Annotated in this window: 14 protein-coding genes; all 14 read right to left on the reverse strand. The window is 49.5% G+C overall.

All coding sequences use genetic code 11. From position 1 onward, the window contains the following. Nucleotides 1–9: 9 nt before the first annotated feature. Nucleotides 10–1,701 (reverse strand): arginine--tRNA ligase, encoded by a 1,692-nt coding sequence (argS, locus tag G6R27_RS01765; protein ID WP_213819370.1) that lies wholly within the window; start codon nucleotides 1,699–1,701, stop codon nucleotides 10–12. Between the two features lie 216 nt (nucleotides 1,702–1,917). Further along, nucleotides 1,918–2,163, reverse strand: coding sequence for a hypothetical protein (locus tag G6R27_RS01770; protein ID WP_213819371.1), 246 nt, complete (start codon nucleotides 2,161–2,163; stop codon nucleotides 1,918–1,920). Nucleotides 2,164–2,204: 41 nt separating this feature from the next. Next, on the reverse strand, nucleotides 2,205–3,464 hold the full coding sequence (gene coaBC / locus G6R27_RS01775; protein ID WP_213819372.1) for a bifunctional phosphopantothenoylcysteine decarboxylase/phosphopantothenate--cysteine ligase CoaBC: 1,260 nt from the start codon (nucleotides 3,462–3,464) through the stop codon (nucleotides 2,205–2,207). Nucleotide 3,465: 1 nt separating this feature from the next. Beyond that, complete coding sequence (gene murE, locus G6R27_RS01780) at nucleotides 3,466–4,998, reverse strand: UDP-N-acetylmuramyl-tripeptide synthetase (RefSeq protein WP_213819373.1); 1,533 nt, start codon at nucleotides 4,996–4,998, stop codon at nucleotides 3,466–3,468. Nucleotides 4,999–5,079: 81 nt separating this feature from the next. Then, entirely contained in the window at nucleotides 5,080–6,222 is a 1,143-nt protein-coding gene (locus G6R27_RS01785) for a cation:proton antiporter (protein ID WP_213819374.1), read from the reverse strand. Between the two features lie 137 nt (nucleotides 6,223–6,359). Further along, nucleotides 6,360–7,385, reverse strand: coding sequence for a tRNA dihydrouridine synthase (locus G6R27_RS01790; protein WP_213819375.1), 1,026 nt, complete (start codon nucleotides 7,383–7,385; stop codon nucleotides 6,360–6,362). A gap of 142 nt (nucleotides 7,386–7,527) precedes the next feature. Further along, a complete protein-coding gene (locus tag G6R27_RS01795; protein WP_213819376.1) occupies nucleotides 7,528–8,133 on the reverse strand; it encodes a non-canonical purine NTP pyrophosphatase in 606 nt (201 codons plus the stop codon). 12 nt (nucleotides 8,134–8,145) lie between these two features. Further along, nucleotides 8,146–9,168: a biotin--[acetyl-CoA-carboxylase] ligase gene (locus G6R27_RS01800; RefSeq protein WP_213819377.1), complete on the reverse strand. Its 1,023-nt coding sequence runs from the start codon at nucleotides 9,166–9,168 to the stop codon at nucleotides 8,146–8,148. 27 nt (nucleotides 9,169–9,195) lie between these two features. Then, a complete protein-coding gene (locus tag G6R27_RS01805; RefSeq protein ID WP_213819378.1) occupies nucleotides 9,196–9,753 on the reverse strand; it encodes a biotin transporter BioY in 558 nt (185 codons plus the stop codon). Nucleotides 9,754–9,865: 112 nt separating this feature from the next. Next, nucleotides 9,866–10,729 (reverse strand): YutD family protein, encoded by an 864-nt coding sequence (locus tag G6R27_RS01810; protein ID WP_213819379.1) that lies wholly within the window; start codon nucleotides 10,727–10,729, stop codon nucleotides 9,866–9,868. Between the two features lie 9 nt (nucleotides 10,730–10,738). Next, nucleotides 10,739–12,100 (reverse strand): bifunctional metallophosphatase/5'-nucleotidase, encoded by a 1,362-nt coding sequence (locus G6R27_RS01815; protein WP_213819380.1) that lies wholly within the window; start codon nucleotides 12,098–12,100, stop codon nucleotides 10,739–10,741. A gap of 94 nt (nucleotides 12,101–12,194) precedes the next feature. After that, nucleotides 12,195–13,286 carry a M24 family metallopeptidase gene (locus tag G6R27_RS01820; RefSeq protein WP_238480065.1) on the reverse strand — a complete coding sequence of 364 codons (1,092 nt, stop codon included), beginning with the start codon at nucleotides 13,284–13,286 and terminating at the stop codon, nucleotides 12,195–12,197. 160 nt (nucleotides 13,287–13,446) lie between these two features. Continuing rightward, on the reverse strand, nucleotides 13,447–13,758 hold the full coding sequence (gene rpmA / locus G6R27_RS01825; RefSeq protein WP_274381120.1) for a 50S ribosomal protein L27: 312 nt from the start codon (nucleotides 13,756–13,758) through the stop codon (nucleotides 13,447–13,449). 27 nt (nucleotides 13,759–13,785) lie between these two features. Then, nucleotides 13,786–14,085, reverse strand: a complete 300-nt coding sequence (rplU, locus tag G6R27_RS01830) for a 50S ribosomal protein L21 (protein WP_010690655.1) — start codon at nucleotides 14,083–14,085, stop codon at nucleotides 13,786–13,788. Nucleotides 14,086–14,097: the final 12 nt, after the last annotated feature.

Below are 14,097 nucleotides of genomic sequence, written 5' to 3' on the forward strand. Positions count from 1 at the left end.
AGTGCTTGCTTACATTTCCTTTGGCGCTTTGACACCAAGCAAGGACAAGGAAGCCGTTAAGGTTTCGGAGACCGCAGCAACCAAGGCCAAACGACCATTCTTGTTGGCATCATCAGCCAAAATTTTAGAATTAGCGTAGTACTTGTTAAAAGTCCGAGCCAAGCCCAAAGCATATTTCGCAATGACAGACGGTTCGCGGTTCAAAAAGGCGCGCCGAACCGTTTCAGGAAAGGCGTTCAACGCCGTAATGATATCCCAGGTTGCGGCATCGTCCAAGGTGATGTTTTTAGCATCCACTTCGACTCCTGCCTTACGCAAGATGGATTGGGCTCGCGCGTTCGTATATTGCACGTAAGGACCCGTGTCCCCTTCAAAGCGCACCACTTCTTCGATCTTAAAGTCGAAGTTGTTCGTTCGGTCATTCATGAGGTCGTGGAAGACCACCGCGCCGGCACCGACTTCTTCTGCCACCTGGTCCTTATCGGCCAAGCTGGGGTTCTTCTCTTCGATTTGCTTCAATGCCAATTCGTGCGCATCGTCCAAAACATCCTTCAACAAGACAACATCGCCCTTTCGAGTCGACATTTTCTTACCGTTAAAGGTAATCAAGCCAAATGGAATGTGTTCCACATCATCGGCCCATGGCAAATCAAGCAGCGACAAAACGGCCTTTAATTGCTGGAAGTGCTCACGCTGTTCCCCACCAACCACGTAAAGTGACTTGGCGAAGTCATAAGTGTCCTTACGATACATCGCAGCCGCCAAATCACGGGTCATGTACAAAGTGGCGCCATCAGTTCGCTTGATCATGGCAGGCGTCAGGTTTTCGTTGACCTTTGACAAATCAACGATTTGAGCACCCTGTGATTCTTCCAAAAGGTTCTTGTCTTCCAAAGCCTTCACGACACGATCCATCTTGTCGTTGTAGAAGGCTTCGCCGTTGTAGGAATCAAAGGTGATCCCCAAACGGTCGTAGATTTCCGTGAATTCCTTCAGAGATTCTTCGCGGAACCAGGCCCAGAGCTTGTGGGCTTCTGGGTCGCCATCTTCCAACTTCTTAAACCAAGCACGACCTTCGTCATCCAAAGCTGGGTTTTCCTTTGCCTTGTCGTGGAATTCCACGTAGTACTTCAGCAAGGTAGCGATTGGGTCTGCCTTCACTTCTGCTTCTGAACCCCAGGTCTTGTAAGCGTAGATCAACTTACCAAACTGTGTTCCCCAATCACCCAAGTGGTTGATCTTCACTGGGTTGTAGCCGTTTTTAGCAGACAAGTTCGCCAAGGCATTTCCGATCACCGTTGAACGCAAGTGCCCCATCGACATTGGCTTGGCGATGTTTGGGGAAGACATGTCCAAGGCAATGTTTGCGCCCTTTCCGTCATCGTTTTGACCGTAGTTTTGACCTGCTGCCAAAACGGCCTTCAATGTGTCAGCCGTGACCTGCTTCTTATCCAAAAAGAAGTTGATGTAAGGACCCGTTGCAACGACCTTTTCAAAGGCGGATTGGTCGATTTTTTCAACCAATTCAGAAGCGATCATCTGGGGGGCCTTCTTCAAGGTCTTGGCCAAGGTGAAGGTTGGGAAAGCCACGTCACCCATTGAATGCTTCTTTGGTGCCTCCAACTTTGAGGCAATATCTGCTTCCTGCATATCCGGCAAAACGGCTTGCAAGGCGGTAATTACTGCTTGATTTTCTGCCATATTCTTATCCTTTTCTGTTTAAAAACAGGACCCATCTCGACATATTCTGAAGAGACGAGCCCTGCCCGCGGTACCACTCTAATAGTCAGCTTCGCCAACCACTTTTGTAAATTCACTTGTCATCAACGAAAAAGTGGCGCGGGTCAGGGGTAAGCCCTGGCTTCCACTCATGCCAAGGTCACTGTATCTTACGTACCTGCCTTCTTCTTTTTCTGATTACTTTTCTTTGGGTGCTTCTTCAATGACTTCAATGTCAGACATCTTGACTACACCGCGGTGATTCATTTCGTTGACTGCTGGTTGATCCGCTGGGTCGTTTTCGATGATTTCGACAAGTAATGCGTTGTCGTAAACCTTCTCGACTTTGCCAGTAAAGGGCTTTTCCAAGTTCCCATAGGCTGGTGCCAACAACACGTCTCCTACATGGTACTTAGCTGCTTGTTCTTCGTCTGTCTTTGCCATGAAAGCCTCCGATTCCTTATTAGGTATTTATTATACCATATTTATTGATGATCGAGTATGGTGACAACTTGCTCGATAACGTCTTTTGCAATCGCCGATTTGGCTTTAGGACCAATCGTGATTGGCGCTTGATTTTCTTGAATCAGCGTCACTTGGTTGCTATCTTTATCAAATCCCGCCTGGGGAGCCGTCACGTCGTTGGCCACGATCATGTCGGCCTGCTTAGCAGCCAGCTTCTTTTGGGCGTTTGCCAGGAGATCCTGCGTCTCGGCTGCAAAACCAATGACGGCTTGCCCAGGCTTTTTGTTCTGCCCGACTGTCTTCAGGATATCTGGGTTTTGCACCAAATCCAAAGTCAAGTGCCCATCCCCCTGCTTTTTGACCTTCTGATCAAAGGGGGCAGCCAAAGCAAAGTCCGAGACCGCCGCCGCACCGATGAAACCGTCCGCCTTTTTCATCGCTTCTTCTACAGCAAAAAGCATTTCTTTGGCAGACGGGGCGATAACCAAGTTGATGGCTGTAGAACAGTCCCGTTTGGCAGCGGCCACCAAAGTGACCTTGGCACCGGCTGCAAGGGCCGCTTCGGCAAGGGCGTAGCCCATTTTGCCAGAAGACCGGTTGGTCAGGTAGCGGACCGGATCGATCGGTTCTTTGGTGCCACCGGCAGTGATGACAAGGTGCCGGCCGAAAAGCGGCTTGTCATTGGCCGCCATGGCGGTCTTCTCTGACACCGGCGCAGTCTTGCTCGAATAGAAGGCCGCTGTCGTTTCCTGAACAATCTCTTGCAGGTCCGCCAATCGGCCTTTGGCCTCATAGCCTTCGGCTAAAAAGCCAACAGCCGGCTCGATTAAGCGCCAACCATCTTGCTTTAGCAGAGCCAAATTGCGCTGGGTGGCTGGATTAGCCAACATCTGGTCGTTCATGGCCGGGGCCATGATTTTAACAGCCGGATTGGCAGCCAGCAGAACCTCAGTTAAGCGATTGTCGGCCAGACCGTTGGCGATTTTGGCCAGGCTGTTAGCGGTTGTAGGTGCCAAAACAACAGCATCCGCCCACCGTGCCCAGGTAACGTGGGCCACTTCAGGCGAAGCGTCGTTTTCATCTCCATCACGCAACACATCCTGTGTCGACAAAACGGCCAAGGTCTTTGCCGGAATGAAGCTTTCGGCTGCTTTGGTCATGACGACCTTGACACTCGCCCCAGCCTTCACGTACAAGCGAACCAGCTCGGCCGCCTTATAGGCAGCGATACCGCCTGTCACGGCCAAGAGAATTTTTTTGTTTTCCAACGTTTGCGTCATACTAGTTGTGAAAATTCCCTTCTTCTAAAGCTTCCTTGCAGTTTTTTACCACCGCAAAGTCGCCGATGTATGGCGTGTCAACGCCGCCAATCTTTTGGTATGGATCTTCCCCTTTTCCAGCAACCACGACCAGGTCATTTGGACCGGCCATAAAAACGGCGTCGTGAATCGCCTGGATTCGATCCATTTGATAGTGGATGGTCAAATCCGGGTTGGTGATGGCCTCCGCAATCGTCTGGCAGATGTCTTCTGGCTTCTCAAAAGCTGGATCATCGGCCGTCAAAATCACCTGGTCAGCCTGTTTGGAAAGCACCTTGGCAAAGTCCAGCCGGCGTGAAACGCCCTTGTTTCCAGGTGCCCCCAACACAACAATCACTTGTCCTTCCGGCGACTGCTTCTTGGCAAAGGCCAAGAGCGCATTCAAAGACGCATAGTTGTGAGCGTAGTCGACAAAGGCGACCCCGTGTCCGGGAAGCGAGAGCGAGAGCATCCGTCCCGGAATCGTCACCTCATCCAAGCCCTTCTTCATGGCCCTTTGCTTGGCACCGGCCAAAGCGGCCATCATCAAAGCTGCCGTAGCATTTTCCTCGTTGAAATCGCCAGGCAAATTCAAGCGGTAAGAGCCAGTCAGTTCCGTTAGTTCGGGCAGCTTGGCTAAATCCTCCACAGAGAAATAAGAATCGTGCAGCTCGGCTTTGTCCGAACGGAAGGAAACCGTCGGCTTAGCATTTAACTGACTGTCCGCCCCTTCTCGGTTAAAGGTCAAGACTAAATCGTGCTTGGCCTTTGCCCGTTCGAAGATCTCACCATAGTGGTCCATGCCCGCATTCAAAATGACCTGATCCGAGTGATCCAAAAGCATTTCTTTGTGGGCCAGATAGTCAGCAAAGGTCGGGTGCTCGTTGGGCCCAATGTGATCGGGCGAAATGTTCAAGAAAGCCCCGACGTTATAGCGCAAGCCGTATACGCGGTTCTTCAAATAGGCCTGAGAAGAGACTTCCATGACCAGGTGAGTCATCCCTTTCTCAACCGCCCGGGCCATATCCTTATAGAGTTCATAGGACTCAGGCGTGGTCAGATCCGATTTCTTTTTGTCTTCGGGATTGGGTCCAACAATCCGGTCCACCGTTGAGAAGAGCGCCGTCTTCCCCTTCGTCGCTTCTTTCAAAATGTTGTAAGCGAAGTAGGCCGCGGTCGTCTTCCCCTTAGTACCAGTGAAGGCCCCGATCCACAATTTGTCGGCCGGATAGTCGAAGTAAGCCGCTGACAAAACGGCCAGGGCCTTTTGCGTGTCTGTGACTAACCAAAGCGGCAAGTCCAAATCATAGTCCTGATCGGCCACAATGCCAGAAACGCCCGTTACGCCATCCAAATAAGCCTTCTTAAAAGCCCCTTTGGCGACAAACAGCGTTCCTTCTTGAACCTGACGAGAATCGTAGTGCAAAAAGTCGAATTCGAGCGCCGCTTCCGGTCCTTGAATCAGTAAATTGTGGTCCTCTAAAAGGGCCGTTACTTGTTTAGAAGATAATTTCATAGTGCCTTTATTATAGCATAGCAAGCCCGTTTCAAAAGCCTTCAAGACTTGAAAATCGCTTAGAAAAAGGACTCCTTTCCGTCAATCGTTCATTTTCAGCATTGGTTTTAAGACAATTGGCGTAAAAATGGTCGTTAAGAGAATGACCAACACCATCGCCGCATAGATATCCGACTTTAATAAGCCGCTCGCCAAAGCCAAATCCGCAATCACTAAGGCCATTTCGCCACGGGACACCATCCCTACGCCAACAATGTGGGCATCTTTTTTATCCATTCCAGCCATGCGCGCGCCAACAACCGGCCCAAGCCACTTGGTTAAAATCGCAAGCACAGTCAATATGGCAATCAAGAAAAGGTGTTCTTGTTGATGATCCCAGGAGACCTTCAGCCCGATGTTAACAAAGAAAATCGGAATGAAAACGACATTTCCGACCAAGGTCATCCCGTGCTCGATTCCCTTTCGTCCAGGCAATCGTGTGAAGAGCAACCCGAGCAAAAAGGCCACGATCGCACCGGAAAGGCCAACGACATCCGCCCCATGGGCTGTCGAAAGCAGCAAGGCGAAGACAACGGTCAAGAGCAAGCCAGGTTGTGGCAAACGGGCAAGGACGGGCAGCGCCATTTTTAGCAACCAGCCTAAAAGAAGCAGCAGGCCGACTAAGTAGCCCACCATTAACAGCAGGCTCAGCCCGAGTCCCAAACTCTTGCTCTCCCCGATGCCAAAGGCACTCTGAAAGACCGTCCACATGAACACCGCTAGCAAATCATCAATCACCGCTGCACCCAAAATAGTCGTTCCAGCCTCTGAAGTCAGCTGCTGGTATTCGGTCAGAATCTGGGCCGTAATCGACACCGAGGTTGCCGAAAAGAGGACACTCCAAAGCAGAGCCTGCTCATTCCCGTAGCCAAGCAAATGGCCAAAGACATAAAAGACGACAAAGGGCGTCACCACCCCGGCCAAGGCCACCGACAGCGACTTTTTCAAGTGGGCCTTTAACAAATCCAAATCCGACTCGATGCCGGCCAAAAACATCAGCAAGACCACGCCAATTTCCGCCCAGCTATTCAGGCTATGGCTCGCGGTCAACACTGAAAAACCTGCAGGTCCAAGAATCAGTCCCGCACCGATTTGGCCAACCACAGCTGGCAAGCCAAGTCGTTCCGCCAGCCATGATAAGAAAAGCGCCAAGAGCAGCATTGCTGCCAAAGTCATCGCCGTCATTATCAATCCTCCTACTTTCCAATTCAACTAAAAAAGGCCGGCCCCAAAAACTCGCCTAACTCCCCCGTTAGGCAAATCCTTGAGTCCAACCTCAACCAAAAACATTTGTAATTATTTTTATTATAGCACAGAGAATCCTAACGATCCTCGTTTTGAACTAATTCGGCTACATGTTCATCCAAAATGGCCCGCACTTCGTCGGTTGCGTGTGTTTCCATCAACATTTGACGGAGTTTCGAAGCATTGGCAAAACCACGCAAATAAATCTTGAAATACCGCTTCAAAGCCTCGAAGTTCTTTGGCGTGACCGTCTTGGTCACCTCATCAAAGAGGTCGAGTTGCAGCTTTAGCAAGTCAATCGACTCAGCCAAAGTGTGTTCCTTCTCGACCGAGTTAAAGGCGTAAGGATCTTCCAAAACACCGCGACCAATCATAATGCCGTCCACGCCTGGGTGTGCGGCTGCCAGCGCCATCCCCTGCTTGTAGTTCTTGATGTCGCCATTAATCTGCAGAAGCGTGTTGGGCGTCAACCGATCACGCATGGCAACAATGTCGTCGATTAGCTCAAAGTGGGCGGCCGCCTTGGACATTTCTTTTCGTGTCCGCAAGTGAATGGTCAAGACCTGAACGTCCGCTTTCAAAATCGTTTCCAACCAGCCCTGGTATTCGTCGACCTTGTAAAAGCCCAAACGAGTCTTCACGGAAACGGGCAAGCCAGACTCTTTAGCCGCATCAATCAAAGCCAAAGCCGTGTCCGGGTGGCGAATCAAATCCGATCCGGCCGAGTTTTTGATGACCGTTCCGTCCGGGCAGCCCATGTTCAAGTCAACGGCTTCGTATCCCTTTTCGGGCAATAATTTGGCAGCACCGGCAATCGCTTCGGGCTTTGATCCCCAGATTTGAGCGATTGGCATTTGCTCGCCTGGCGCGACCGCCAAACGACCCTGGATGGAGAACTTGGCTTCCGGGTGAACCATGGATGCCGCGTTCGTGAACTCCGTATAGTAAATGTCAGGCCCACCGGCCGCTGCGACCACGCGACGGAAGATCGTGTCGGTCACGGCCTCCATCGGCGCCATCGAGAAAAAAGGCCGTGGGTTGCCCTGTTCATCTTTTGCCTCATCGACAATCTTTTGCCAGTAGGCAGACTTTGCTTGTCGCATCGCTACTCCTTTGTGGCCATACCAGGCCAAACGTCAAATTAACTTTTATATTTTAGCACGCTTTGACCTCCTAGACAAAGCTGCTGACTAGACCACCAGCCAATAAAAGCCAGCCCGACCTCAGTCGAGCTGGTTCTTCTCTCTATTGATCTTGTTCCACTTGGGCCAGCAAGGCACGCAATGTCCGGGAACGATCGTGATAATCAGCCGCCTCAGCCAATGGCATCGACGACATTGTTTTGCCATTTTCCGCCAAAAGCAAGTCGGTCAGTCCTGCCAAATCAGGGCCGCCCACTGGTTCTTTGGCAATGGCAACACCGCCTCTTGCTGAAGCAACATAAGTCTGGCCATCCGGTGTGATTAAGGCCATCGTCGACAGCAAGTACGCGCCGCGCTTCTCGTCAGCCAGATCCTTGTACAGGTCTAGTAAATAAGCGTTTTCCTGGTCAACCCCTTTTAAACCAAGCGCCTTGAACTCCCGAGCTGCCTTCACGCCAAAGCGCTCCGGAAAGGCTTCCAGGAAGAAGGCCGTATCGTCTGCTAACACCCATTCTTTGGGCAGCTTGTCATGAATAAAGGCCGCCTTGGTCCGGGCGTTTTGCTCCTGATCATCCTCGCTTTCAGCCGGAAAGCTAAGTTTCTCACCCAAAATCGCCCGGTAGGAAACAATTTCTTGTCCCTGCAGGGCCGCTAATTTGGTCAGCTCCCGCGTCTTTTCTTCATTATTCGATGCCAATACGATCCGCATGCCCTTCTCCCCCTACAAGTTTAAATTCTCGTGCAGCTTGACCTTGGTCACTTCACCTGCATAAAGGATTTTCTTTTCCCCGTTTGTAAGGCGTAGTTCCAAGCCGGCCTGATCCGAAATGCCAGTCACCGTTCCAACCAAAAGGTCGCTTCCGACCTGCAGGGAAACTTCCTGACCAATCAAGAAGGAGCGTTTCCGGTAGTCGGCCAGATAGTGCCCGTCCTGATAGTCCTCGTTCATCTTGACCAAGGCCAGTATCAGTTGCGCTAAAAGAAAGTTCCAATCAACCAACTGCTTTGGATCATCCAAAACCGCCATGGCTTTTTGCTCGATTTCTGCTGGGTAGTCAGCCGGCAAAACGTTCACGAAAAAGCCCAGCACCAATGCGTTATACTGCTGAGTTTCCATGTCGAAAACGGCTTCAGTGATGATGCCCCCAACCTTGTGTCCTTTCACAATCAGGTCGTTGACCCATTTGAGGGAAACGTCCAATCCGTCGAAGGTTTCTTCTAAAACTTGGGCGATTACCGAAGCAGCCGAAGTCGTCAGCAAGCTTGCCACGACCGCCTTATCCGGATTAATTGGCAAGGAAAGCGACACGTAAAGTCCCTTATCCTTGGGGGCAAAGAAAGCCCGCCCTCGCCGGCCGTAACCCGCACCCATCGTCCGAGCCGTGAAGATGGCCGGATTGGCTGCCGGATGAACGGCCAGATAGTCCTTGGCATAGGTCTGCGTCGAGCCGATGTCATCAAAGACCTGAATCGTGTCGAAGCCTTGCTGGCCAGCAGAAAGCTGTTCCAAGTAAGCGTCGACCACCTGTTCGTCCACGTGATCCGATGACAAATAGGCATAGCCGGTCTTCTTCTTAGAAACGATGCGGTGGCCGTCTTTTTGCAAGGACTTAACCGCCTTCCAAACGGATTCTCGGGAAATGGCTAAGTCTGCTGCCAATTGATCGCCGGACAGATATTGCCCGGGTTGTGCTAGTAGATCAGCCAAGACGCGATCTTTTGTTTTCGGCTTTCCGTCTGTCATAAAAAAACCTCTTTTTAATAAGTGAACTTATTGAAACAACTTTTCTGGCAAAGCCTTCACGATAACAGTGGCCAAGATGACCTTCACAATATCACCCGGCACAAAGAGCATGTTGCCCAGATATGCCTGACCGAAGGTCATGTGCGAACTGAAGGACAACCAGACCGCTCCCATTCCGTATACCAATACTAAGTCAATCATAAAGATTAAGACGAACGATTGGAATACCCCTGGCCGAATTTGCCCTCCTTTTTTAGGCCAAAACCTTGACAAAAAGGCAAAAACAGCCGGCTGGAAAAGCCAAGCCCAAATGTAGCCGGCTGTTGGGCCAACCAAAACGGCCATCCCTCCGTGACCGCCCGTTAATACGGGCAGGCCCAAGGCAATCATAATGATGAAGACCGACATGACCAGACTACCACGGCGGGCACCCAGAATCAGGGCGATTAACATAACCCCCAAATTTTGCATGACAACAGGTACTGGCAAGAAACCAAGCGTCATTCCCGGCACCATAGCAAAGACAATTAGGAGGGCCAAAAAGACGGCCTCCAAAGTTAGATCACGGACTTTTGTGTGCATCATATTCTCTCCCTTTTATTTGAGTAACCCAATTATATTTAAAAGGGTTACCATAAGTCAAGAACGAATTCAACATAAAAAAGAAGCTTTCTGTGAGCTTCTTTTAATAAGCAACTTAGTCTTGGCGTTCCTTAATCGTGAAGTTCCGCTTCTTTTGACTGTTGTTGTTCGTCTTATTTCTTGTCTGTTTCTGAGATTTTTGTCCAGTTTTGGCGGAACCTTGGCCATTTAGCTTCTGTCGCCGCTGCTTTTGATTAGACGGCTTTTGCTGTCCCTGCTGACTAGTGGCTTGGTTGCCCTGATGCTGGTTGCTACGACGGCGGCGACGACGCTTTTTCTTGGGCTGTTCACCTTGTTTTAACTTAGCGGCATTCTGTGCTGGCCTCTGCCCTTGATTGGCCGATTCTTCTTCGCCACGCTTCCGTTCCGTAAAACGATGGTGCCGCTTCTTTGGCGAGGAATTACCTCTCTCAGAAGCCGTTTCCTTCTTTTGGCTTGTGCGATTGCGGCGGTTAGTGTTCTTCTTGTGTCGGTTGTTGGCAGCCTTCTTTTGCTTCTCTTGGCGCTTTTTTTGCTCTTCTTCAAAGTAAGTCAAATAATCCGTCTTCTTGCTTGGACGGAAGGAACTGTTTTGGCTTTGCAAAATAAAGTAAGGGGCACCAAAATTGACCGTTTCATACAAATAATCGGCTAGCGTATCAATTTTTTGATCGGCCGACACGTTCCGTTCTTCGTGGTAAAAGCCCCGCAGGCGCAATTGCCCAGCGGATAAATCACCAACCACATAGTCATATTGTTTTAACAATGGCGTATAACGAAGCGCCAACCCTTCTTCTGTAAAGGCTTCTTTAAAGTTGAAGACAAGGGTTAGTTTCAATCCGTCAATGGTCAGCTCGTTACCAAAGCGATGAACCGTGTAATCTTCTTGGCGGCGGAGCTGCTGCTCCAAGGTCTTATCTTTTAAAGTCGCGTGATCCATAGGTCATTTTCAGACAATCAAGTTGTCTGTTCTTTCTTTTAGTTTTTGGTAGTAGTCAGCCATCAATTCTCGCAAAAAGACATCCAAATTAATCTGAGCTGGTGCGTCATCAAGCATCTTGAAAAAGTCTAACCAGCGGTAGTGATCTAAAGTGGCTATTCGATAATTTTTCGCTGTTTGAATCGGCTCATTTTGATAAGTGTACTGATCGAACTCGTTCTTACCAAGCCCACTTGAAATCATTTTTCCAAAGACTTGGCCACGGAATCCAGAACCCTTGATCTTCTGATTAACTAAACGGTCAGCTGCTTTTTCATACTCTTGCATCCAATCCATTAGCTCTTGTCCGGTTAAGGTAATCAGCATCGGTTGAATCGTGTGTGGCAGATCATTTAAGAAGTCCATTTTTGACTTTGGCCCAGCTGGCAAATCTTTCAAAAAAAGTCCGGTCGAACAAACTGCAACTGGTTCATCATAAAAAGATTGCAGGGCCTTCAAGCAGTCTTTTGCTTGTTCATCCGTTGAAACTGCCGGTTCATATGTCGTGGCCATTTGTTTTTCTTCTGCTTCCTGACCAGCTTGGTCAATGGCAGCAACAACCACGGTATCCGCTTCCTTTGCTGGTAGTGCGGCCGTTTGATAGGCTTTAACCGAAACAGCTTGGATTTGATGTGATTCATCTAAATCCAGCAAGACCTCGCCCACGTAGTCGCCATAACGGCCAGCGGCCGCAAGCCAGGTGCCATTATCTTGTTCACCTTCCGGCAAGACGTGATGTGTGTGGGCCCCTAAAATCAAATCAACGGGATATTTTTTTGCCAACTTGCGATCCGTCGGCAAGCCCAAATGCGAGAGTAAGACGACAAGGTCCGCTTCTTGTCGCATCTTAGGCAAGAATTCGTCCAAGATTGCTTCAGGATCTTCTGGCAGCCAGCCAAGGGCCTGGTAGGTCTGTTCATATGGTGCCGTCATGCCAAGGACAGCCAACTTTGTGCCAGCTGCTGTTTCATATACTTGATAAGGCTTCGCCCAGTCAGGCTGGGCCTTTGTCTTCAGATCCTTCACATTGGCTAAAAGCACGTCGAAATCGGCTTCGTGATATAACGCGTTCAAGGCCTCATGAGACATGACCAATCCCTCATTATTGCCAATCGTGGCTGCGGTGTACTTTGCCTCATTCATGATGGCCACGTTACCCTTGCCCAAAGTCGTATCGGTCAGCGGGTGTAAACGGTCAATGGCATCGCCGATATCAAAGCGGAAAACCGTGCCATTGGCCGGTCCTTTTTTCAGCAAAAAGCGCTTAATCTTCGGCCATGGGCCAAAGTGTGAATGCATATCATTGGTGTGTCGAATCGAGATCGTTTCCATCGCTGCCTCCTTTCTTTTATCTTAACATTATTTCGATCCGCTGCCTTAAAAAAAGAAAAAAATCACTGCTTACAAGCAGTGATTTGATCAACTTTTATCGGTCAATAACGACCAAATCCTTCGTAATACCAGCCGTCAAATTTTCATGACCATTGGCCGTGACCAAGATGTCGTCTTCAATTCGGACACCACCCTTATCGGCCAGATAAATACCAGGCTCAATGGTCAACAGATTGCCCTCTTGAACCTCGTCTGACGAGCGAGAAGACAAAACGGGGCCTTCATGGATATCCAAACCAGCGCCATGACCGGTCGCATGATTGTAATACGCGCCATAGCCTTCCCCATCGATGTAATCGCGGGCCACTCGGTCGACTTCTTCAGTCGACAAGCCCGGCTTCACAACATCAATAGCATCTTCATTGGCTTGCTTGACGATCTCATAAATTTTCTTCAATTCCGGATCAATCTCGCCCATGGCAATGGTGCGTGTCACATCGGAGGTATAACCATCGACAAAGTAGCCAAAGTCGATCGTGACTAGGTCACCCTTTTCAAGTTTTTTGTCAGTCGCCGTTCCATGTGCCATGGCTGAGCGGGCACCGGAGGCAACGATCGTATCAAAGGAAGGCTTATCAGCCCCATACTGCTTTTGTAGCGCATCTAGGCGGTTGGCTACCTCGCGTTCGGTCATGCCGACCTTGATTTCCTTCAACAAATCATTAAAGGCCTTCGTTGACGCTTCAGCCGCTTTTTTCAACGCCTCCGCTTCCGCTTCATCTTTAATTTCCCGAAGTGCTTCAACCGCACCAGGAACGGCATCAAAGGAGATGTCTGCTGGTAAAAGATCATCCAGCAACTGATAAGTCGAAAAAGGCAATTCGGCTTCAAAACCAAGCTTTTTCACGCCAAAGGAAACCACTTTTTCGACGGCTACTTGATAGTAAGCACGGGTGATAGAAAGTGATACTCCTTCAGGCAAGGTATTCAAATATTCGTTTTCATAGCGGGCATCCGTAATGAAGGCAGCATCTGCCAAAGACACAACCAGCACGCCATCACCCGTTCCGCCGGTAAAGCCGGTCAAATACCGCATGTTTGATCCATTGGTAATGATCATCCCTTGCAAATCCAGTTGTTTCAATAACTTTTGCAGACGTCCAATTCGTTTTTCATAAAATGCCATGATGCTGCCTCCTGTTTTTTCTACTTTCGGTCATTGTAACACATTTCGATCACAATAATTTATCAAATGGCCATTAAAAAGCTTTCAGCGACTTTTTATGATGTTTTTTTAATCTTATTAACCAACAAAAAAAGCAGGCATTGCCTGCTTTTCCAACAATTTAGGCCTTGGCCAACTTGTTGTATTCTTCCCGAGTATAAACGGAAACTTGACGCTTGTCGCGACCCTTACGTTCGAACTTTACAACGCCATCAGTCAAAGCAAAGAGCGTATCGTCGTTTCCGCGCTTAACGTTCATGCCTGGGTAGATGTGCGTACCACGTTGGCGGTAGATGATTGAGCCAGCAGTCAATGCTTGACCGTCAGCTACCTTCGTACCAAGACGGCGACCAGCTGAGTCACGTCCGTTGGCAGATGATCCACCACCCTTGTGGTGGGCAAAGAGTTGTAAGTTATCTTGATTCATCAACATAAGTCTATTCTCCTTTTACAGTGATGATTACGCGATGGAATCAATCGTCACGCGCGTGTATGGTTGGCGGTGTCCCTGCTTCGTGTGGGAGTGCTTCTTAGGACGGTACTTGAAAGTCACAACCTTCTTTTCCTTACCTTGCTTTTCCACCGTTGCAGTGACCTTAGCACCTTCAACAAAAGGTGTACCGATCTTTGAATCAGTCAAGACCACTTGGTCGAAGACAACCTTGTCGCCTTCTTGTGCGTCCAACTTTTCAACAAAGATGGTGTCGCCTTCAGCGACCTTGTATTGCTTGCCGCCAGTTACAATAATTGCGTATGCCATTATTGAATTCTC

It is taken from the genome of Fructobacillus papyriferae (assembly GCF_018437225.1).
GTDB lineage: Bacteria > Bacillota > Bacilli > Lactobacillales > Lactobacillaceae > Fructobacillus > Fructobacillus papyriferae.

Coding starts and splice junctions, on each gene's coding strand:
- G6R27_RS01805 (WP_213819378.1), bottom strand. CDS start 9,753: ATGATGCACACAAAAGTCCGTGATCTAACTTTGGAGGCCGTCTTTTTG.
- murE (WP_213819373.1), bottom strand. CDS start 4,998: ATGAAATTATCTTCTAAACAAGTAACGGCCCTTTTAGAGGACCACAAT.
- rplU (WP_010690655.1), bottom strand. CDS start 14,085: ATGGCATACGCAATTATTGTAACTGGCGGCAAGCAATACAAGGTCGCT.
- G6R27_RS01770 (WP_213819371.1), bottom strand. CDS start 2,163: ATGGCAAAGACAGACGAAGAACAAGCAGCTAAGTACCATGTAGGAGAC.
- G6R27_RS01800 (WP_213819377.1), bottom strand. CDS start 9,168: ATGACAGACGGAAAGCCGAAAACAAAAGATCGCGTCTTGGCTGATCTA.
- G6R27_RS01790 (WP_213819375.1), bottom strand. CDS start 7,385: ATGCGACAAGCAAAGTCTGCCTACTGGCAAAAGATTGTCGATGAGGCA.
- argS (WP_213819370.1), bottom strand. CDS start 1,701: ATGGCAGAAAATCAAGCAGTAATTACCGCCTTGCAAGCCGTTTTGCCG.
- G6R27_RS01810 (WP_213819379.1), bottom strand. CDS start 10,729: ATGGATCACGCGACTTTAAAAGATAAGACCTTGGAGCAGCAGCTCCGC.
- G6R27_RS01820 (WP_238480065.1), bottom strand. CDS start 13,286: ATGGCATTTTATGAAAAACGAATTGGACGTCTGCAAAAGTTATTGAAA.
- G6R27_RS01785 (WP_213819374.1), bottom strand. CDS start 6,222: ATGACGGCGATGACTTTGGCAGCAATGCTGCTCTTGGCGCTTTTCTTA.
- G6R27_RS01795 (WP_213819376.1), bottom strand. CDS start 8,133: ATGCGGATCGTATTGGCATCGAATAATGAAGAAAAGACGCGGGAGCTG.
- rpmA (WP_274381120.1), bottom strand. CDS start 13,758: ATGTTGATGAATCAAGATAACTTACAACTCTTTGCCCACCACAAGGGT.
- G6R27_RS01815 (WP_213819380.1), bottom strand. CDS start 12,100: ATGGAAACGATCTCGATTCGACACACCAATGATATGCATTCACACTTT.
- coaBC (WP_213819372.1), bottom strand. CDS start 3,464: ATGACGCAAACGTTGGAAAACAAAAAAATTCTCTTGGCCGTGACAGGC.